Below are 17,382 nucleotides of genomic sequence, written 5' to 3'. Positions count from 1 at the left end.
ACACGGGTCCTCACGCGCACCACACGATCATCTCGTACGAAGAAGTTCGCAGAAGTCACCCCGTCGCACCCACAAGGAGCGTGCCCATGTCGTCGAATCCGGTCGCCGCGACCGTCGCCTCACTGATGCCCAGGGCGAAGGAGGAACTCGCCGAGCTGGTGGCCTTCACGTCGGTGGCGGACTTCGGCCAGTTCCCGCGCGAGGAGAGCGAGGGCGCCGCGCGCTGGATCGCGGACGCGCTCACCGCCGAGGGATTCGAGGACGTGGCGCTGCTGGACACCCCGGACGGCACGCAGTCGGTGTACGGCTTCCTGCCCGGCCCCGAGGGCGCGAAGACCGTGCTGCTGTACGCGCACTACGACGTGCAGCCGCCGCTGGACGAGGCCGGCTGGGCCACCCCGCCCTTCGAGCTGACCGAGCGCGACGGCCGCTGGTACGGGCGCGGGGCCGCCGACTGCAAGGGCGGTGTGATCATGCACCTGCTGGCGCTGCGCGCGCTGAAGGCGAGCGGCGGCGTCCCCGTGCACGTCAAGGTGATCGTCGAGGGCTCGGAGGAACAGGGCACCGGAGGCCTGGAGAAGTACGCCGAGGAGCACCCCGATCTGCTGACGGCCGACACCATCGTGATCGGCGACGCGGGCAACTTCCGCGCCGGTCTGCCGACGGTCACCTCCACGCTGCGCGGCATGACGCTCGTCCGGGTGCGGATCGACACCCTCGAGGGCAATCTGCACTCGGGTCAGTTCGGCGGAGCCGCGCCGGACGCGCTGGCCGCGCTGGTGCGGGTGCTGGACTCGCTGCGCGCCGAGGACGGCAGCACCACCGTCGACGGCCTGACCGGCGACGGGGCGTGGGACGGACTGCAGTACGACGACGAGCAGTTCCGCAAGGACGCCAAGGTGCTGGACGGGGTGGAGCTGATCGGGTCCGGCACGGTCGCCGACCGCATCTGGGCGCGTCCGGCGGTCACCGTGCTCGGCATCGACTGCCCGCCGGTGGTCGGCGCCACGCCGTCGGTGCAGGCGAGCGCCCGCGCGCTGGTCAGCCTGCGGGTGCCGCCGGGCGTCGACGCGGCGGAGGCGACGAAGCTGCTCCGGGCCCACCTGGAGTCGCACACGCCGTGGGGCGCGCGGGTGGACGTCGAGCAGATCGGCCAGGGTCAGGCGTTCCGCGCGGACACCACCAGCCCGGCCTACCGGGCCATGGCCGAGGCGATGGCGGTGGCGTACCCGGGCCAGGAGATGCAGTACGCCGGCCAGGGCGGCTCCATCCCGCTGTGCAACACCCTCGCCTCCCTCTACCCGGAGGCCGAGATCCTGCTCATCGGCCTGAGCGAGCCGGAGGCGCAGATCCACGCGGTGAACGAGAGCGTGTCCCCCGACGAACTCGAGCGGCTGTCGGTCGCCGAGGCGCTGTTCCTGCGCGGCTACGCGGCGGGCGCCCACTGACCGCGGGCGGTTCGCCGCTCTGCTCAGGGCAGAGTCCCCGTCGGCGGGCGGGGGCTCCGCCCTACGGTCGTCCCATGGACGTCGTCGAACTCCTCCCCCGCCTCCATCTCCTGCGCTTCCCGGTCGGCCAGGCCTATCTCTGGCGCGACGGCCGGGAGGGGCACGAGGAGGCGCTGACCCTCATCGACGCCGGCCCGGCGGGTTCCGGGGCGGCGATCGCCGCGGCCGTGACCACGCTCGGCCTGCGCCCACGGGACGTGCGCCGCATCGTGCTCACCCACTTCCACGAGGACCACGCGGGCGGGGCCGCCGAGGTGGCGGCCCTCACCGGTGCCGAGGTGCTCGCCCACCGCCTGGACGCCCCCCACGTACGCGGTGAGGCGCCGGGCCCGTCACCGGTGTTCGAGGACTGGGAACGGCCCCTGCACCAGCGGGCGGCGCGGCTCCTCCCCCCGGGGGACTTCGAACGCCCGGCCGAGGTCGTCGAGTTGTCGGACGGCGACGTCCTCGACGTGGGCGGCGGGGCGCAGGTCGTCCACGTACCGGGGCACACGCACGGCAGTGTCGCGCTGCACCTGCCCCGGTACGGCGTGCTGTTCACCGGCGACACGGTGGCCGCCTCCCCCGTGGACGGCGCCGTGATGCCGGGCGTGTTCAACCTCGACCGGCGCCAGGTCCTCGCCGCCTGCCGCCGGCTGGCCGCTCTGGACGCGGAGGTGGCCTGCTTCGGCCACGGCGAACCGGTGCTCGCGGGGGCGGCGCGGGCACTGCGCTCGGCGGCGGACGCGGCGGACACCGGCGGGGCGCCGCCCGCGGGTGCGGGGGCGGACCGCTGACCGACGGCCGCGGGCCCGGCGCCGCGCCGTGCCCCCGCCGTCAGCCGACCGGCACCCCCGCCTCCAGGTACATCGCCCTCCCGCGCTCGCGTGCCCGCAGCGCCCGCCGCAGCCGTTCGTAGCGGACCGGGGGCAGCAGGTCGGCGGCCTCGGCCTCGGAGGCGAAGCGCCAGCCGCGCAGTTCCGGTCCGGGCAGCAGCAGGCGCCCGGCGGCCGCGGAGTCGAGACGGCCACCGTCGAAGAGCAGCCGCAGACCGCCGAACGCGGGCGGCGCGGGCGGTTCCCAGTCGACGACGAGGAGCGCCGGCACCTCGTCGAGGCGGATCCCGGTCTCCTCGGCGACCTCGCGCATGCCCGCGCGCGCGGGTGCCTCACCGCGCTCCACGACCCCGCCCGGGAACTCCCAGCCCGGCTTGTAGGTCGGGTCGACGAGCAGCACCCGGTCCTGCTCGTCGAAGAGCAGCACACCGGCGGCGACCGTCTCCGCGGTGGGCTCGGGCGTCTGCACGATGTCGCAGGCCGGCACCTCCCCGCTGCCGACCGCCTCGGCGATCCGCAGGGCGGTCTGGTACGGGCTGAGGGTCCCGCTGTCGACCGGGTAGGCGTCGGCGGTGAGCCAGGAGGCGAGGGCCGCCTTGTACGGTTCGATGTGGTCGTACGACCACTGCCGGACGCGCATCTCCCCGTCGGGGAGGTCCGCCGGGACCTCGCGGCCGGCTATGCGTTCCCGCAGGATCGTTTCGGCCGGCGCCAGGAGAATGTGCCGGACCGGTATCCGGCGGGCGGCGAGCCCGCCGAAGATCTCGTCGCGGTACTCCTGGCGCAGCAGGGTCATGGGGACCACGAGGGTCCCGCCGAGCTCGGCGAGCATCGCGGCCGCCGTGTCGATCACGAGCCGTCGCCAGATCGGGAGGTCCTGGAAGTCGCCGACCTGGGCGAGGTGTTTGGGCGGAAGCAGCTGGTCCAGTGCGCCGCCGATGACCTCGGGGTCGAAGAGCGCGCTGTTCGGGATCAGCTCGACCAGTTCACGCGCGGTGGTGGTCTTTCCCGCACCGAACGCGCCGTTGACCCAGACGATCACGTTTCCCCCTCTTCTGCTGGCCCCCTGTGGCTTGCCCGCTCCACCCTGCCACGGAAACCAGCTCCCGTAGAGAACGCGTGGGACATGGGAACGGCGCCGGTGCCCCCGTCCTCCGGGGGAACCGGCGCCGTGCGGTCGCGCCGTGGGAGGTCAGGGCCTGCTGCCCCGGTCCACGTCCAGGTCCACGGTGTTGTCCTCGGCGGCGGTCCGGTCGAGGGCGCCGAGGGCGGCGCCGGCGTCGAGCGGGGCGGCGCCGTCGGCGACCGCGTGCGACGGGGTGACGGCCGCGACGACGAAGCCGGTGGCGAGGGAGGCGAGGGCCAGCATGCTGCGTTTCTTCATACCGGGCTCAACGGGCAAAGCGGCCCCGGGGTCACGCACGGCTTCCGGGACCGCCCGCCCGGCGGCCCTCAGACCCCCGCCACCGCCGCGTCCGTCCTGCCCGTCAGCGCCGCCGCCGCCGCGCCCACCAGGCCCGCGTCCGTACCCATCCGGGCCGGGACCACCGCGAGACGCCGGACGAAGGACAGGGTGGCGTACTCGGTGAGGGCCTTGCGCAGGGGGGTGAAGAGGACCTCGCCGGCCTTGCCCACCCCTCCGCCGATCACGGCGATGTCGATCTCGACGAGCGTCGCGGTGGCGGCGATCCCGGCGGCCAGTGCCCTGGCCGCCCGCTCGAAGGACGCCACGGCCGCCGGGTCCCCGGCCCGTGCGGCGGCGGCCACCGCGACGGCGGAGGTGTCGCCGTCCGGGCCGGGACGCCAGCCGTCGTCCAGGGCCCGGCGGGCGATGTGGGGGCCGCTCGCGATGCGCTCCACGCAGCCGCGCGAACCGCACGGGCACGGGTCGCCGTCGAGGTCCACGCTGATGTGACCGATGTGACCGGCGTTGCCGGTGGGCCCGGGGTGCAGCCGGCCGCCGAGCACCAGGCCGCCGCCGACCCCGGTCGAGACGACCATGCACAGCGCGTTGTCGTGGCCGCGGGCGGCGCCCTGCCAGTGTTCGGCGGCCGTGATCGCCACCCCGTCGCCGATCAGCTCCACGGGCAGGCCACCGGCCGCGTCCCGGACCCGGGCGACGAGCGGGTAGTCCCGCCAGCCGGGCACGTTGACCGGGCTCACCGTGCCGGCGGAGGCGTCCACGGGGCCGGCGCTGCCGATGCCCACCGCCCCGGCGCGCCGCCACAACGGGGACGCGACGAGCTCACCGAGCACCGCCTCGACCGCCCGCATCACGGTCTCCCCGTTCTCCTGCGCGGGCGTCGGCCGCTGGACGCGGACCAGGATCCGGCCCTGGCGGTCCACCAGCGCGCCGGCGATCTTGGTGCCGCCTATGTCGAGCGCGGCCACGAGGTCGGTGTGCATCTGTGTCGGATCTCCCCGTTGAGAACATCGGAAAATCGCCGAGAGCGCCCATGTGCCGCCACAAGGCGACACACGGGGCACGGGCAGCGGCCCGGTCGTGCGGTGAGGTGCGGGCCGGAGCGTGCGTGGGACAGTGTCCCCTGAGCCTGACAACGTTGTCCAGGCTCTATGCTCGACGCCACATCCTCGTACGACCCCATGGACCCACGCATCCCGTGGCCGACAGAACAGGACACCGCACCGTGCCGGAGACGACCCGCCGCACCGACCGCGCCCCAGGGACCCGTTACGGCAACCGCCCGACGATGAAGGACGTGGCCGCGCGTGCCGGGGTCGGCCTCAAGACGGTCTCCCGGGTGGTCAACGGCGAACCCGGGGTCACACCGGAGACGGAGCGCCGGGTGCAGGAGGCGATCGAGGCGCTCGGCTTCCGCCGCAACGACAGCGCGCGCGTGCTGCGCAAGGGCCGCACCGCCAGCATCGGTCTGGTCCTGGAGGATCTCGCGGACCCGTTCTACGGGCCGCTGAGCCGGGCGGTCGAGGAGGTGGCCCGCGCGCACGGGGCCCTGCTGATCAACGGCTCCAGCGCGGAGGACGCCGACCGCGAGCAGGAGCTGGCGCTGGCGCTGTGCGCCCGCCGGGTGGACGGGCTGGTGGTGATCCCGGCCGGCGACGACCACCGCTACCTGGAGCCGGAGATCAAGGCGGGCGTCGCCACCGTCTTCGTGGACCGTCCGGCCGGGCACATCGACGTGGACGTCGTCGTGTCGGACAACTTCGGGGGCGCTCGTGACGGCGTGGGCCACCTCATCGCACACGGACACCGCAGGATCGGTTTCATCGGCGACATGCCCCGCATCCACACCGCGGCCGAGCGGCTGCGCGGCTACCGGACCGCCATGGAGGACGCGGGGATAGCGGTGGCGGACTCCTGGATGTCGCTGGGTGTCACCGACCCGGAGCGGGTGCGCCGGGCGGCCGAGGAGATGCTCTCGGGACCGGACCCGGTCACCGCGATCTTCACCGGCAACAACCGGGTGACGGTCACCGTGATCCGGGTGCTGGCCCGGCACGCCCGCCGGGTCGCCCTCGTCGGCTTCGACGACATCGAGCTCGCCGACCTGCTCCAGCCCGGTGTCACGGTCGTCGCCCAGGACGCGGCGGCCCTCGGCCGGACCGCGGCCGAGCGGCTGTTCCGCCAGCTGGACGGCACCCTGCTCGCTCCGGAGCGCATCGAGTTGCCCACCCGGCTGATCACCCGCGGCTCCGGCGAGCTGCCCCCGGCGGACTGAGCGGGCGGCGGTCGTGCGCGCGGGGCACCCGGCCGTCCGCCGGGCGGGAGCGGGTGACGGCCCGCGGCCCGGAGCGGTGTGCGGGGTCCGAGCGGTACGGACGTCCTGATGCCGGCGCGTCGCCTGCGCCGCCGCCGAGGCGGGGCGCGGGCGACGGGCGGACGGGTCAGGGCCGGGTGCCGTCGGGTTCCCAGCGCAGCAGGTCGCCCGGCTGGCACTCGAGCACGTCGCAGAGCGCGGCGAGGGTCGTGAAGCGCACCGCCTTGGCGCGGCCGTTCTTGAGCACCGCCAGATTGGCCGGTGTGATGCCGACGCGTTCGGCGAGCTCGCCCACGGACATCTTCCGCTTGGCCAGCATCACGTCGATGTCGACGGCGATCGGCATCAGATCACCTCGGCCAGTTCGGCCCGCATCCGCGACGCCTCGACGTCGCGCGCGACGGCCTGCGCCAGCAGCATCCGCAGGACGAGTACGACCAGGGCGATGCCCAGGATCGCCAGACCGGCCCCGCCCAGCAGTGCCACGATGCCCGGGGCCACGGCCTCGCCGGGCGCGAGGAGCGCCCCGAGCGCGAACACCAGCAGCGCCGCGGCGACGAACGCGCCGATGACGGTGTGCACGTAGCGGAAGGCGGCGTGGGAGAAGACGGTCCCGCGCCGCACCATCGTCACCAGCCGCCAGACGCAGACCAGGACGACCTGGGCCGTCACGACGCCGAGGACCACGATGAGGAGGAACGGGACGCGCAGGTGGGAGTGGTCCGCGTCCAGCCCTTCGAGGTCGCTCGCCATCAGCGGCACCATCACCGCCTGGATCCCCAGGGAACCCGCCAGCAGCGCCACCATCACGGTGCGCAGCGCGAGCACGGTCAGCCGTCCCATCACCCCTCCTTGAATCGAATCACGATGGAAAGCTATCGAAATTCGATAGGCAAGGCAAGGGGGTGCGACCCGGATCACCGCGCGAGGCCCTCCAGGCCGGCGCGGGACAGCGAGGTCGGGCGCGCCGCCTCGGCGGCGTCCAGGGCACCGCGGTCCAGGCCGCGCGGCAGATGTCCGGCGGCGGCCCTGGCGGTGGCGGGCTCGTCCGGGACGTCGCCGACGGCCCGGACGACGTACCGGGCGCGTCGGGCGTCGGCCGGATCCCGGTCACACCCGGCGCCACGGTGCACCGGGCTCCGGCCGGCCCGCTCGCGTCGGCCGGCCGGTTCCCGGGCGCCACCCGCCGGTGCGGTCCGTCCCGCCCCCGTGACGCGCCGAGGCCCCCGCGACCGGAGCGGTCGCGGGGGCCTCGTACGGCTTCGGGGTGATCAGCCCTTGCGGGCCTTGATCTCCTCGGTGAGCTGGGGCACGACGTCGAACAGGTCGCCGACGACGCCGTAGTCGACCAGGTCGAAGATCGGGGCCTCGGCGTCCTTGTTGACGGCCACGATGGTCTTCGAGGTCTGCATGCCGGCCCGGTGCTGGATCGCGCCGGAGATGCCGGAGGCGATGTACAGCTGCGGCGAGACCGACTTGCCGGTCTGGCCGACCTGGTTGGTGTGCGGGTACCAGCCGGCGTCGACGGCGGCGCGCGAGGCGCCGACGGCCGCGCCGAGCGAGTCGGCGAGCGCCTCGATGATCGAGAAGTTCTCCGCGCCGTTGACACCGCGGCCGCCGGAGACCACGATCGCGGCCTCGGTCAGCTCCGGACGGCCGGTCGACTCGCGCGGCGTGCGGCCGGTGACCCTGGTGCCGGTCGCCTGGGCGGAGAACGTCACCGACAGGGCCTCGACGCCGCCTGCGGCCGGGGCGGCCTCCACGGCGGCCGAGTTCGGCTTGACCGTGATGACCGGGGTGCCCTTGGAGACACGGGACTTGGTGGTGTAGGAGGCGGCGAACACCGACTGGGTGGCCACCGGGCCCTCGTCGCCGGCCTCCAGGTCGACGGCGTCGGTGATGACGCCGGAGCCGAGGCGCAGCGCCAGGCGGGCGGCGATCTCCTTGCCCTCGGTGGAGGAGGGGACCAGGACGGCGACCGGGGAGACGGCCTCGTGGGCGGCCTGCAGGGCGTCCACCTTCGGCACGACCAGGTAGTCGGCGTACTCGGCGGCCTCGTGGGTGAGGACCTTCACCGCGCCGTGCTCGGCGAGCGCGGCGGCGGTGTCGCCGGCGCCGTTGCCCAGCGCGACGGCGACCGGCTCGCCGATGCGGCGGGCCAGGGTCAGCAGCTCCAGGGTGGGCTTGCGGACGGCACCGTCCACGTGGTCGACGTAGACGAGAACTTCAGCCATGGGACTTCTTCTCTCCTGCTTGCGAAGGGTGAGGGGCGGGAAGCGAGTGGAGCCTCGGACTCGGACGAGCTCCTGGCTCGAGAGGCCGTGTCAGACGAACTTTCGCTCCGCGAGGAAGGCGGCGAGCTGCTTGCCGCCCTCGCCCTCGTCCTTGACGATCGTGCCGGCGGTGCGGGCCGGACGCTCGGTCGCCGACTCGACGACCGTGTAGGCGCCCTCGAGGCCGACCTCGTCCTCGTCGATGTCGAGGTCGGACAGGTCCCAGGACTGGACCGGCTTCTTCTTGGCCGCCATGATGCCCTTGAAGGACGGGTAACGGGCCTCACCCGACTGGTCGGTGACCGACACGACGGCCGGGAGGGAGGCCTCGAGCTGCTCGGAGGCGGTGTCGCCGTCACGGCGGCCCTTGACCGTGCCGCCCTCGACGGACACCTCGGACAGCAGGGTCACCTGCGGCACGCCCAGACGCTCGGCGAGCAGCGCCGGTACGACGCCCATGGTGCCGTCGGTGGAGGCCATGCCGGAGATGACCAGGTCGTAGCCGGCCTTCTCGACGGCCTTGGCCAGGACCAGGGAGGTGCCGATGGCGTCGGTGCCGTGCAGGTCGTCGTCCTCGACGTGGATGGCCTTGTCGGCGCCCATGGACAGCGCCTTGCGCAGGGCGTCCTTGGCGTCCTCCGGGCCCACCGTCAGCACGGTGATCTCCACGTCGTCGTCGGAGTTCTCCGAGATCTGCAGCGCCTGCTCGACCGCGTACTCGTCCAGTTCGGAGAGCAGACCGTCCACGTCGTCCCGGTCGACGGTCAGGTCATCGGCGAAGTGCCGGTCGCCAGTGGCGTCGGGCACGTACTTCACGGTGACAACGATCCTCAAGCTCACGCCGGCTCTCCTACTGCATCGTCATTTCTGGCTGCCTGCCTGCAGGCAGCATAGGCGCCTGAAGCGGGCGTTCCCGGTCGGGGCGGCCCGCGCTCCGAACGAAATATTACTCGTCAGTACACCCAGTTCCTTCCCGCTAAGCAAGCGCTTTGAACTGTGACCTTCGCAACGCAGCGTAACCGGAACTCGACGGGTCCGCGACCAGGCGGAACGGTCTCAGTCGCGCAGGCCGTTGAAGCGTCCCTGGTGGTAGAGGAGCGGGCGGCCGTGACCGGTGGGATCACCGAGCAGGACCTCGGCGATCACGATCCGGTGGTCACCCGCGGGCACCCGGGCCACCACCTTGCACACCATCCAGGCCGGCACGTCGTCCAGCACCGGAACCCCCTCCGGTCCCTCCCGCCAGGCGGTGGCCGGGCCGAAGCGGTCCGCGCCGCTGCGCGCGAAGGTCGCCGCCAGTTCCTGCTGGTGCTCCCCGAGGACGTGCACCCCGACGTGGTCGCTCGTCGCGATCGCGGGCCAGCTGGAGCCGCCGGCGCCGACGCCGAAGGACAGCATCGGGGGCTCGGCGGAGACGGAGGCGAGGGAGGTGGCGGTGAAGCCGACCGGACCGCGACGGCCGCGCGCGGTGATCACGGCGACGCCCGCCGCGTGCCTGCGGAAGACGGAGCGCAACAGCTCGGGCGAGGCCGGCCGGGCGGTGCCGAGGCCGGACGCGGCCGTCATGGAACCGTCCTTCCGCGAGAGGTGACGAGCGGGTTCGCGACTGCTCACCGGCCCGGTCGGCGCGCACGCGCGGCGCGGGCGGCGGCCGGCGCACGGCCGGGGACCCGCCGGGGGCGAAGGAGTTCCGAAGACATGGGGCCAGGCTGACGACGGGTGGCATGCCCAGTCAAGTCGGTCCCGTGATGTGGGAGAAGCCTCACCAGGGGCCGCCCGGCCCTCACAGCGCCTCCCCGAGCGCGGCGATCACATCGGCCTTGCGCGGCTGCCCGGTCGCGCGCCGCACGGTCCGGCCGGCGGCGTCGAGCACCAGCACGGTCGGCGTCCTCACGACCTCCAGGCGGCGCACGAGGTCCAGGTGGGCCTCGGCGTCGATCTCCGCGTGGGTCACGCCCGGCACCAGTGCGGCCACCTCGGCGAGCACCCTCCGGGTCGCCCGGCAGGGCGCGCAGAAGGCGCTGGAGAACTGCACCAGGGTGGCGCGCTCCCCCAGCCGGACCCCCAGCCCGGCCCACGGCTCCCCCGCTCCGGGTCGTCGCCCCTCGTCCTGATCCCGCACTCGTCCGCTCCCACCGTGTTCCCGCGCCGTGTTCTCGCCGTCAACGGCTTCCAGCGCCGCCGGGAGCGCGGGCATTCCCGGCCGCACGCACAAAGCCCGAGGTGGATCAAGGGGTGGACGTGACGAGAATCTCGCCTCCGACGGGCGTCAGGACTGGTTCACCGGCCGTTCTTGGGGCACCATCTGCGACAAGCCGTAAACCTACGGCTGCGTAACTTCGACTGGGAGCCTCCTCCCCAGGCACAGAAGGAAGGGTTCCGACCCGCCCATGGCAGAACTCGTCTACCGGCCCGTCGTCGGTTTCGCCCGCACCCTGTTCAAGGTGTGGGACCTCAAGATCGACTGCCAGGGGTCGGAGAACATACCGCGCTCGGGCGGCGCCGTACTGGTGAGCAATCACATCAGCTATCTGGACTTCGTCTTCAACGGTCTGGCGGCGCTCCCCCAGAAACGGCTCGTCCGCTTCATGGCGAAGGAGTCGGTCTTCCGGCACCGGATCTCCGGTCCGCTGATGCGCGGCATGAAGCACATCCCGGTGGACCGCACACAGGGCGAGGCGGCGTACGAGCACGCCCTGCGGTCGCTGCGGTCGGGGGAGGTCGTGGGCGTCTTCCCGGAGGCGACGATCTCGCAGTCGTTCACGCTGAAGAGCTTCAAGTCGGGTGCCGCGCGTCTGGCGCAGGAGGCCGGCGTGCCGCTGGTCCCGATGGCGGTGTGGGGCACGCAGCGGCTGTGGACCAAGGGCCACCCGCGCAACTTCGGGCGCAGCCACACCCCGATCACCCTCCGCGTGGGCGAGGCGGTCGAGGCGTCCAGGGACAAGTACGCGGGCGCGATCACCCGGCAGCTGCGCGAGCGGGTGCAGGAGCTGCTGGAGGCCGCGCAGCGCGCCTATCCGGTGCGCCCCAAGGGTCCGGACGACACCTGGTGGATGCCGGCCCACCTCGGCGGCACCGCCCCGACGCCGGAACAGGTCCGCGCGGCCGAGGCCCACTGACGGCGGCCGCCGCAGCCGCGCCGCAGGGCGGCTGCGGCGGCTATTGCGGCATGCCCTCGTCCCCGAGCGCGGTGGGCAGCGTCCGCCACAGGTGCGGGCGGTCGGCGGCGGACCTCAGGGCGTTCAGTACGACCGGGTGCGGCGCGGCGTACAGGACCGGATGGTCGGTCTCGCCGGACGCCGGATCGGGAGCGAAGGCCAGCCGCTCGCCGTCCAGCGAGAACCGCGCGTCCACCCCGGGCTTGTTGCCCCGCGGGTCCTGCCGGTGCCAGGCGCCGTTGAAGCGGACGGCGACCAGGCCGTGCACCACGCCGAGGTTCTGGTAGCAGAGGGCGGTCGGGATGTCCTCGGCCCGCAGCAGCGCGGCCAGCGCGTGGGCCTTGGCGTAGCAGACGCCGGTGCCCTGCTCCAGGACGTCGGAGGCGCGCCAGGTGACCCGGAGGTCTCCGGAGTCCTGGGAGTGCGGGATGGCGTCGCGCACGAAATCGAAGGCCGCCCGCGCATAATCATACGAGTCGGTCGCCCCGGCGGCGAGGCGCGCCGCCGTCCGGCGGACCAGCGGATGGTGATGGTCGATCGCCTCGTCGGCGGCCAGATAGGCGGAGAGGTCCGGGGTTTCCTGGATCAGCTGCATACCGCCGGAGCATAGGTGTGCGATCGACCGGAGGTCAATGAATTTCCGGTCGATCGCATACCTATGCATGCACTGCTAGCGGGCCATCTCCTCCTTGAGCGCCGCCACGAACATGTCCACGTCGTCCTCGGTGGTGTCGAAGGCGCACATCCAGCGGACGTCGCCGGCCGCCTCGTCCCAGAAGTAGAAGCGGAACCGCTTCTGCAGCCGCTCGCCCACGTCGTGCGGCAGCCGCGCGAAGACCGCGTTGGCCTGCACCGGGTAGAGGATCTCCACGCCGTGCACGGCGCGCACGCCCTCGGCCAGGCGCTGGGCCATCTCGTTGGCGTGCCGGGCGTTGCGCAGCCACAGGTCGCGGGCGAGCAGGGCCTCCAGCTGCACCGAGACGAAGCGCATCTTGGACGCGAGCTGCATGGACAGCTTGCGCAGGTGCTTCAGGTGCCGGATGCCGTCCGGGTTCAGCACCACGACCGCCTCGCCGAACAGGGCGCCGTTCTTGGTGCCGCCCAGCGAGAGCAGGTCGACGCCGGCCGCGTTGGTGAAGGCGCGCATCGGCACGTCCAGCGCGGCGGCGGCGTTGGCCAGCCGGGAGCCGTCCACGTGCACCTTCATGCCGTGCGCGTGGGCGTGCTCGCAGATGGCGCGGATCTCGTCCGGGGTGTACACCGTGCCCAGCTCGGTGGCCTGCGCCAGGGAGACCACCTGGGGCATCGCCCGGTGCTCGTCGTCCCAGCCGTACGCCTGCCGGTCGATCAGCTCCGGGGTGAGCTTGCCGTCCGGGGTGGGCACGGTGAGCAGCTTGATGCCGCCGACCCGCTCCGGGGCCCCGCCCTCGTCCACGTTGATGTGGGCGCTCTCGGCGCAGATCACCGCGCCCCAGCGGTCGGTGACCGCCTGGAGCGCGACGACGTTGGCGCCGGTGCCGTTGAAGACCGGGAACGCCTCGGCGGTGGGCCCGAAGTGGCTGCGGACCACCTGCTGGAGGTTCTCGGTGTACGCGTCCTCGCCGTACGCGACCTGGTGCCCGCCGTTGGCCACGGCCAGGGCGGCGAGCACCTCCGGGTGGACCCCGGCGTAGTTGTCGCTGGCGAAACCGCGGACGTCCGGGTCGTGATGACGACGCGCGTCGGTCCTCGGCGGGTTCACGGCTTCTCGGTCAGCCACAGACGGTTTCCGTTCACTTCCGCGGCGGGCTCGTCCCAGACGCCGACGATGGCCTCGGCCAGGTCCTTGACGTCCGTGAAGCCCGCGAACTTCGCGTTGGGGCGGTCGGCGCGCATCGCGTCGTGCACCAACGCCTTCACCACCAGGATGGCAGCCGCCGACGTCGGCCCCTGTTCGCCCCCGGCCTTGCGGAAGTAGTCGGCCATGGCGAGCGTCCACGCCTCGGCGGCGGCCTTGCCGGCCGCGTACGCGGCGTTGCCCGCGGTCGGTTTGGTGGCGCCGGCGGCGCTGATCAGGACGTACCGGCCGCGGTCGCTGCGCTGGAGCGCCTCGTGGAAGGCGAGACTGGTGTGCTGCACGGTGCGCACCAGCAGCAGCTCCAGGAAGTCCCAGTCGTCCAGGCTGGTCTTGGTGAAGGTCTCGCTGCCGCGCCAGCCGCCGACGAGGTGGACCAGGCCGTCGACCCGGCCGAACTCCTTCTCGGTGCGGGCGGCCCACTCGCGGGTGGAGTCCAGGTCCAGCAGGTCGACCGTGTCACCGGTGACGGTGGCGCCGCCGTGCGCGTAGCGCGCCGCGTCCACGGCCTCCGCCAGCCGCTCCGGATCGTTGTCCGAGCCGACGACGGTCGCTCCCGCCTCGGCCAGCCTGAGCAGTGCCGCCCGGCCCGCGGGTCCCCCCGCTCCGGCCACCGCGATCACCGCACCGTCGAGCGCCCCGTTCCCCATGGTTCCCGCCTCCTGAGCAGTTGTGGTCTCGCGATCGCTCACGCGGCGACCCGCTCGGCACCGTCCCTGCGGATCCCCTTGGTGGAGGCGATCACGTTCTTCAGCTTCTTGGACAGTGCCTCATAGAACATGCTCAGCGGAAACTCGTCCGGAAGCACGTCATCGACGAGTTTGCGTGGCGGCTGCGTCAGGTCGAGGGCGTCGGGGCCCTTGGCCCACGTGGAGCCGGGGTGCGGGGAGAGGTAGGTGGAGACCAGCTCGTACCCGGCGAACCAGTGGACGAGCTTGGGGCGGTCGATGCCGTCGCGGTAGAGCGCCTCGATCTCCGCGCAGAGCCGGTTGGTGACCTGCGGGGCGCGCTCCCAGTCGATGGAGAGCTTGTTGTCGGTCCAGCGGACGACGTCGTGCTTGTGCAGGTAGGCGAAGAGCAGCTGGCCGCCGAGGCCGTCGTAGTTGCGCACGCGCTCACCGGTGACCGGGAAGCGGAACATCCGGTCGAAGAGCACCGCGACCTGCACGTCACGGGCCTGCGGGACGCCGTCGCCGGCCAGCCCCACCGCCTCCTTGAAGGCGGTGAGGTCGCAGCGCAGCTCCTCCAGGCCGTACATCCAGAACGGCTGGCGCTGCTTGATCATGAACGGGTCGAAGGGCAGGTCGCCGTGGCTGTGGGTGCGGTCGTGGACCATGTCCCAGAGCACGAACGCCTCTTCGCAGCGCTTCTGGTCGTGCACCATCGCGGCGACGTCCTCGGGCAGTTCCAGGCCCAGGACGTCGACGGCGGCCTCGGTGACGCGGCGGAAGCGGGCGGCCTCGCGGTCGCAGAAGATGCCGCCCCAGGTGAAGCGCTCGGGGGCCTCGCGCACCGCGATCGTCTCGGGGAAGAGGACGGCGGAGTTGGTGTCGTAGCCCGGGGTGAAGTCCTCGAAGGTGATGCCGCAGAACAGCGGGTTGTCGTAGCGGGTGCGCTCCAGCTCGGCCAGCCAGTCGGGCCAGACCATGCGGAACACGACCGCCTCGAGGTTGCGGTCCGGGTTGCCGTTCTGGGTGTACATCGGGAAGACGACCAGGTGCTGCAGGCCGTCCTCGCGGTGCGCGGCCGGCTGGAAGGCCAGCAGCGAGTCGAGGAAGTCGGGCACCTCGAAGCCGCCCTCGGCCCAGCGGCTCAGGTCCTTCGCCAGGGCCTCGTGGTAGGCGCGGTCGTGCGGGAGCAGCGGGGAGAGCTCCTCGACGGCGCCGATCACGGTGCGCACCGCGCGCTCGGCGTCCTCGCGGGCCGGGGCGTCCTCGGCGTCGAAGTCGACCGACCCGTCCTTGGCCTGCCAGGGCCGGATCCGCTCCACGGCATCCTTGAGCACGGGCCACGCCGGGTGCTCCACCACCCTGGTCGCCGAAGGAACCTGCCCCTCGGCACCCACCTGCACAAGAATTTCCGTCATGTCCCATCCTCCACAGGAGAACCTCGCGTCAGCAGACCGTATACATATGAGGTTTCTCCCAGCAAGGGGAGCCTCGGGAAAATATCCTGCCTCACCCCTACACTGACCGCATTTTTTCCTGCGAAACACCGGTGCGGGCGGCGGTGCCCACGATCCGGGTTCATCCTCTGGACGCGGCGGGCACAGGCGATACGGTCCAGGAGGGCCGTGGGCACGCGGTCCCCCCGCCGCCGTCGACGGAAGCGAGTCGGATCTTGAACTTCCTCACCATCGGTCACCGCGGAGTCATGGGCGTCGAACCCGAGAACACCCTCCGGTCCTTCGTCGCCGCCCAGGAAGCGGGCCTCGACGTCATCGAACTCGACCTGCACCTGAGCAAGGACGGCGCACTCGTCGTCATGCACGACACGGAGGTGGACCGCACCACGGACGGCACGGGCGCGATCGCCGACAAGACCCTCGCCGAGCTGCGCGCCCTGGACGCCGGGCGGGGCGAGCGGATTCCCGTCCTCGAGGAGGTGCTCGACGCCGTCCGGGCGCCTCTGCAGGCCGAGATCAAGGACGTCCGGGCGGCACGGGCGCTGGCCGGGGTGATGAACGGACGGGACCTGGCCGGCCGGGTCGAGGTGTCCTCGTTCCACGACGAGGCGATCGCGGAGATCGCCCGCCTGGTGCCCGGCGTGCGTACGGCGCTCATCGCCAGCCGCTACGGCCCCGACATCGTGGACCGGGCGGTCGGGGCGGGCGCCGCCACCGTCTGCCTCAACATCCGCCGGCTCACCCTGGAGACCGTGGAGCAGGCGCGGAAGGCCGGGCTGCGGATCATCGGCTGGGTGGTGAACACCCAGGACCACCTCAGACTGGCCCGGGCCCTGGGACTCGACGGCGCCACCACCGACTACCCGGAGATCAAGCGCACCGGCCGCTTCACGGCGTGAGCCGTCAGACCAGCTCCTTCACCAGCAGCTCGAACTCCAGGTCGTCCCGCTGCGGAACGCCGAAGCGCTCGTCGCCGTACGGGAAAGGCGTCATCCGTCCCGTACGGCGGTAGCCGCGCCGCTCGTACCAGGCGATCAGGTCCTCCCGCACGGAGATCACCGTCATGTGCATCTCGCTCGCGCCCCAGGTCCCGCGGGCCTGACGCTCCGCCTCCGCGATGACCGCACTGCCCAGTCCGGCGCCCTGCAGGGCGGGGCTGACCGCGAACATCCCGAAGTAGGCGTGCGCGCCACGGTGCTCCAGCTGGCAGCAGGCGACCACGCGGCCGGCGCGCTCCACCGCGAGCAGCCGGCTGTCCGGCGCCCTGATGACCTCCAGCACCCCCTCCGGGTCGGTCCGCTGCCCCTGGAGGATGTCCGCCTCGGTGGTCCACCCGGCCCGGCTGGACTCGCCCCGGTACGCCGACTCGATCAGCGCGACGAGGACGTCCACATCGGCGTCGGTCGCGTCGCGGAAGGTCAGTGCGGTGTCGGTGGCGGATCCCATGGGCACGTCTCCGGTTCGTCTGGCGCCTTCCGGCGCGGCTCGGGCGGGAAAGAGACTAACCCGGCCACTACGCTCGGCCGCATGGTGCACGTACTCAGCAGCCGCGTCCTGCTCCGCCCCACCGACCCCGACCGCTCCCGCGCCTTCTACGGGGAGCGGCTGGGCCTCGCCGTCCACCGCGAGTTCGGCACCGGCCCGGAACGCGGCACCGTCTACTTCCTCGGCGGCGGGTTCCTGGAGCTCTCGGGCCGCGCGGACCCCTCCCCGGCGGCGTCCTCGTCCCCTGACGTGCGGCTGTGGCTCCAGGTCGAGGACGTCGCGGCGGCGCACGGGGAGCTGGCGGCCCGGGGCGTCGACATCGTCCGTCCCCCGGTGCGGGAGCCGTGGGGCCTGATCGAGATGTGGATCGCGGACCCGGACGGCACACCGATCGTGCTGGTCGAGGTCCCGGCCGAACACCCGCTCCGGTACCGGCCGGGCGTCTAG

Annotated in this window: 21 protein-coding genes; 6 read left to right on the top strand and 15 right to left on the bottom strand. The window is 72.8% G+C overall.

The features are described 5' to 3' along the window. Positions 1-86: 86 nt before the first annotated feature. Complete coding sequence (locus tag ABTY20_RS10510) at positions 87-1,448, top strand: dipeptidase (protein ID WP_351996581.1); 1,362 nt, start codon at positions 87-89, stop codon at positions 1,446-1,448. Positions 1,449-1,522: 74 nt separating this feature from the next. Next, on the top strand, positions 1,523-2,284 hold the full coding sequence (locus tag ABTY20_RS10505; protein ID WP_351996580.1) for an MBL fold metallo-hydrolase: 762 nt from the start codon (positions 1,523-1,525) through the stop codon (positions 2,282-2,284). 40 nt (positions 2,285-2,324) lie between these two features. Here the strand turns inward: ABTY20_RS10505 and ABTY20_RS10500 are convergent, their stop codons facing one another. The 3 genes from ABTY20_RS10500 to ABTY20_RS10490 form a co-directional block, all read right to left on the bottom strand. Beyond that, positions 2,325-3,365: an NUDIX hydrolase gene (locus ABTY20_RS10500; RefSeq protein ID WP_351996579.1), complete on the bottom strand. Its 1,041-nt coding sequence runs from the start codon at positions 3,363-3,365 to the stop codon at positions 2,325-2,327. A 150-nt stretch (positions 3,366-3,515) separates the two neighbouring features. Further along, positions 3,516-3,707 carry a hypothetical protein gene (locus ABTY20_RS10495; protein WP_351996578.1) on the bottom strand — a complete coding sequence of 64 codons (192 nt, stop codon included), beginning with the start codon at positions 3,705-3,707 and terminating at the stop codon, positions 3,516-3,518. Positions 3,708-3,775: 68 nt separating this feature from the next. Further along, a complete protein-coding gene (locus tag ABTY20_RS10490; protein WP_351996577.1) occupies positions 3,776-4,729 on the bottom strand; it encodes an ROK family protein in 954 nt (317 codons plus the stop codon). 215 nt (positions 4,730-4,944) lie between these two features. Here ABTY20_RS10490 and ABTY20_RS10485 point away from each other — a divergent pair, with 215 nt between their 5' ends. Further along, positions 4,945-6,021, top strand: a complete 1,077-nt coding sequence (locus tag ABTY20_RS10485; RefSeq protein WP_351996576.1) for a LacI family DNA-binding transcriptional regulator — start codon at positions 4,945-4,947, stop codon at positions 6,019-6,021. A gap of 166 nt (positions 6,022-6,187) precedes the next feature. Here ABTY20_RS10485 and ABTY20_RS10480 read toward each other — a convergent pair whose 3' ends face one another. The 7 genes from ABTY20_RS10480 to ABTY20_RS10450 all read right to left on the bottom strand — a co-directional run bounded on the left by ABTY20_RS10480 (position 6,188) and on the right by ABTY20_RS10450 (position 10,530). Further along, positions 6,188-6,406: a helix-turn-helix domain-containing protein gene (locus tag ABTY20_RS10480; RefSeq protein WP_351996575.1), complete on the bottom strand. Its 219-nt coding sequence runs from the start codon at positions 6,404-6,406 to the stop codon at positions 6,188-6,190. Further along, on the bottom strand, positions 6,406-6,903 hold the full coding sequence (locus ABTY20_RS10475; protein ID WP_351996574.1) for a DUF2975 domain-containing protein: 498 nt from the start codon (positions 6,901-6,903) through the stop codon (positions 6,406-6,408). Before ABTY20_RS10475 ends, ABTY20_RS10480 begins: the two co-directional genes overlap by 1 nt. A 74-nt stretch (positions 6,904-6,977) precedes the next feature. Beyond that, the gene (locus tag ABTY20_RS10470) at positions 6,978-7,193 is read right to left on the bottom strand and encodes a DUF6986 family protein (protein ID WP_502991783.1); all 216 of its coding nucleotides are present in this window, start codon (positions 7,191-7,193) and stop codon (positions 6,978-6,980) included. A gap of 138 nt (positions 7,194-7,331) precedes the next feature. Then, entirely contained in the window at positions 7,332-8,294 is a 963-nt protein-coding gene (locus ABTY20_RS10465) for an electron transfer flavoprotein subunit alpha/FixB family protein (RefSeq protein ID WP_351996573.1), read from the bottom strand. A 90-nt stretch (positions 8,295-8,384) separates the two neighbouring features. Next, positions 8,385-9,173: an electron transfer flavoprotein subunit beta/FixA family protein gene (locus ABTY20_RS10460; RefSeq protein WP_351996572.1), complete on the bottom strand. Its 789-nt coding sequence runs from the start codon at positions 9,171-9,173 to the stop codon at positions 8,385-8,387. Positions 9,174-9,389: 216 nt separating this feature from the next. After that, positions 9,390-9,899, bottom strand: a complete 510-nt coding sequence (locus ABTY20_RS10455) for a flavin reductase family protein (RefSeq protein ID WP_351996571.1) — start codon at positions 9,897-9,899, stop codon at positions 9,390-9,392. A gap of 217 nt (positions 9,900-10,116) precedes the next feature. Further along, entirely contained in the window at positions 10,117-10,530 is a 414-nt protein-coding gene (locus ABTY20_RS10450) for a thioredoxin family protein (protein WP_351996570.1), read from the bottom strand. Between the two features lie 193 nt (positions 10,531-10,723). On the opposite strand from ABTY20_RS10450, the gene ABTY20_RS10445 reads away from it, so the two are divergent. Then, complete coding sequence (locus tag ABTY20_RS10445; protein WP_351996569.1) at positions 10,724-11,452, top strand: lysophospholipid acyltransferase family protein; 729 nt, start codon at positions 10,724-10,726, stop codon at positions 11,450-11,452. Between the two features lie 40 nt (positions 11,453-11,492). Here the strand turns inward: ABTY20_RS10445 and ABTY20_RS10440 are convergent, their stop codons facing one another. From ABTY20_RS10440 to ABTY20_RS10425, 4 genes are all read right to left on the bottom strand, one after another. Beyond that, entirely contained in the window at positions 11,493-12,086 is a 594-nt protein-coding gene (locus ABTY20_RS10440) for a transglutaminase domain-containing protein (RefSeq protein WP_351996568.1), read from the bottom strand. Positions 12,087-12,161: 75 nt separating this feature from the next. Next, positions 12,162-13,232: a threonine aldolase family protein gene (locus ABTY20_RS10435; RefSeq protein WP_351996617.1), complete on the bottom strand. Its 1,071-nt coding sequence runs from the start codon at positions 13,230-13,232 to the stop codon at positions 12,162-12,164. After that, positions 13,229-13,975 (bottom strand): SDR family NAD(P)-dependent oxidoreductase, encoded by a 747-nt coding sequence (locus ABTY20_RS10430; protein WP_351996567.1) that lies wholly within the window; start codon positions 13,973-13,975, stop codon positions 13,229-13,231. The genes ABTY20_RS10435 and ABTY20_RS10430 overlap by 4 nt, the downstream gene beginning before the upstream one ends. Positions 13,976-14,013: 38 nt before the next feature. Next, positions 14,014-15,411: a DUF6421 family protein gene (locus ABTY20_RS10425; RefSeq protein ID WP_351996566.1), complete on the bottom strand. Its 1,398-nt coding sequence runs from the start codon at positions 15,409-15,411 to the stop codon at positions 14,014-14,016. Between the two features lie 254 nt (positions 15,412-15,665). Here ABTY20_RS10425 and ABTY20_RS10420 point away from each other — a divergent pair, with 254 nt between their 5' ends. After that, complete coding sequence (locus tag ABTY20_RS10420; protein WP_351996565.1) at positions 15,666-16,349, top strand: glycerophosphodiester phosphodiesterase; 684 nt, start codon at positions 15,666-15,668, stop codon at positions 16,347-16,349. A gap of 4 nt (positions 16,350-16,353) precedes the next feature. On the opposite strand, the gene ABTY20_RS10415 is transcribed toward ABTY20_RS10420, so the two are convergent. Then, positions 16,354-16,896 (bottom strand): GNAT family N-acetyltransferase, encoded by a 543-nt coding sequence (locus ABTY20_RS10415; protein ID WP_351996564.1) that lies wholly within the window; start codon positions 16,894-16,896, stop codon positions 16,354-16,356. Positions 16,897-16,977: 81 nt separating this feature from the next. Between ABTY20_RS10415 and ABTY20_RS10410 the strand changes: the two genes are divergently transcribed. Continuing rightward, positions 16,978-17,382 carry a VOC family protein gene (locus ABTY20_RS10410; RefSeq protein WP_351996563.1) on the top strand — a complete coding sequence of 135 codons (405 nt, stop codon included), beginning with the start codon at positions 16,978-16,980 and terminating at the stop codon, positions 17,380-17,382.

Origin of the sequence: Streptomyces sp. NPDC126497 (assembly GCF_040302425.1) — a bacterium.
Classification (GTDB): Bacteria; Actinomycetota; Actinomycetes; order Streptomycetales; family Streptomycetaceae; genus Streptomyces.
This window is presented reverse-complemented; position numbering and strand designations above follow the sequence as displayed.

Bases quoted from the DNA above. Each gene is read 5' to 3' on its own strand.
- ABTY20_RS10450 (WP_351996570.1), bottom strand. From the start codon at position 10,530: ATGCCCGCGCTCCCGGCGGCGCTGGAAGCCGTTGACGGCGAGAACACG.
- ABTY20_RS10430 (WP_351996567.1), bottom strand. From the start codon at position 13,975: ATGGGGAACGGGGCGCTCGACGGTGCGGTGATCGCGGTGGCCGGAGCG.
- ABTY20_RS10410 (WP_351996563.1), top strand. From the start codon at position 16,978: ATGGTGCACGTACTCAGCAGCCGCGTCCTGCTCCGCCCCACCGACCCC.
- ABTY20_RS10440 (WP_351996568.1), bottom strand. From the start codon at position 12,086: ATGCAGCTGATCCAGGAAACCCCGGACCTCTCCGCCTATCTGGCCGCC.
- ABTY20_RS10465 (WP_351996573.1), bottom strand. From the start codon at position 8,294: ATGGCTGAAGTTCTCGTCTACGTCGACCACGTGGACGGTGCCGTCCGC.
- ABTY20_RS10425 (WP_351996566.1), bottom strand. From the start codon at position 15,411: ATGACGGAAATTCTTGTGCAGGTGGGTGCCGAGGGGCAGGTTCCTTCG.
- ABTY20_RS10490 (WP_351996577.1), bottom strand. From the start codon at position 4,729: ATGCACACCGACCTCGTGGCCGCGCTCGACATAGGCGGCACCAAGATC.
- ABTY20_RS10495 (WP_351996578.1), bottom strand. From the start codon at position 3,707: ATGAAGAAACGCAGCATGCTGGCCCTCGCCTCCCTCGCCACCGGCTTC.
- ABTY20_RS10415 (WP_351996564.1), bottom strand. From the start codon at position 16,896: ATGGGATCCGCCACCGACACCGCACTGACCTTCCGCGACGCGACCGAC.
- ABTY20_RS10510 (WP_351996581.1), top strand. From the start codon at position 87: ATGTCGTCGAATCCGGTCGCCGCGACCGTCGCCTCACTGATGCCCAGG.
- ABTY20_RS10505 (WP_351996580.1), top strand. From the start codon at position 1,523: ATGGACGTCGTCGAACTCCTCCCCCGCCTCCATCTCCTGCGCTTCCCG.
- ABTY20_RS10445 (WP_351996569.1), top strand. From the start codon at position 10,724: ATGGCAGAACTCGTCTACCGGCCCGTCGTCGGTTTCGCCCGCACCCTG.
- ABTY20_RS10475 (WP_351996574.1), bottom strand. From the start codon at position 6,903: ATGGGACGGCTGACCGTGCTCGCGCTGCGCACCGTGATGGTGGCGCTG.
- ABTY20_RS10480 (WP_351996575.1), bottom strand. From the start codon at position 6,406: ATGCCGATCGCCGTCGACATCGACGTGATGCTGGCCAAGCGGAAGATG.
- ABTY20_RS10455 (WP_351996571.1), bottom strand. From the start codon at position 9,899: ATGACGGCCGCGTCCGGCCTCGGCACCGCCCGGCCGGCCTCGCCCGAG.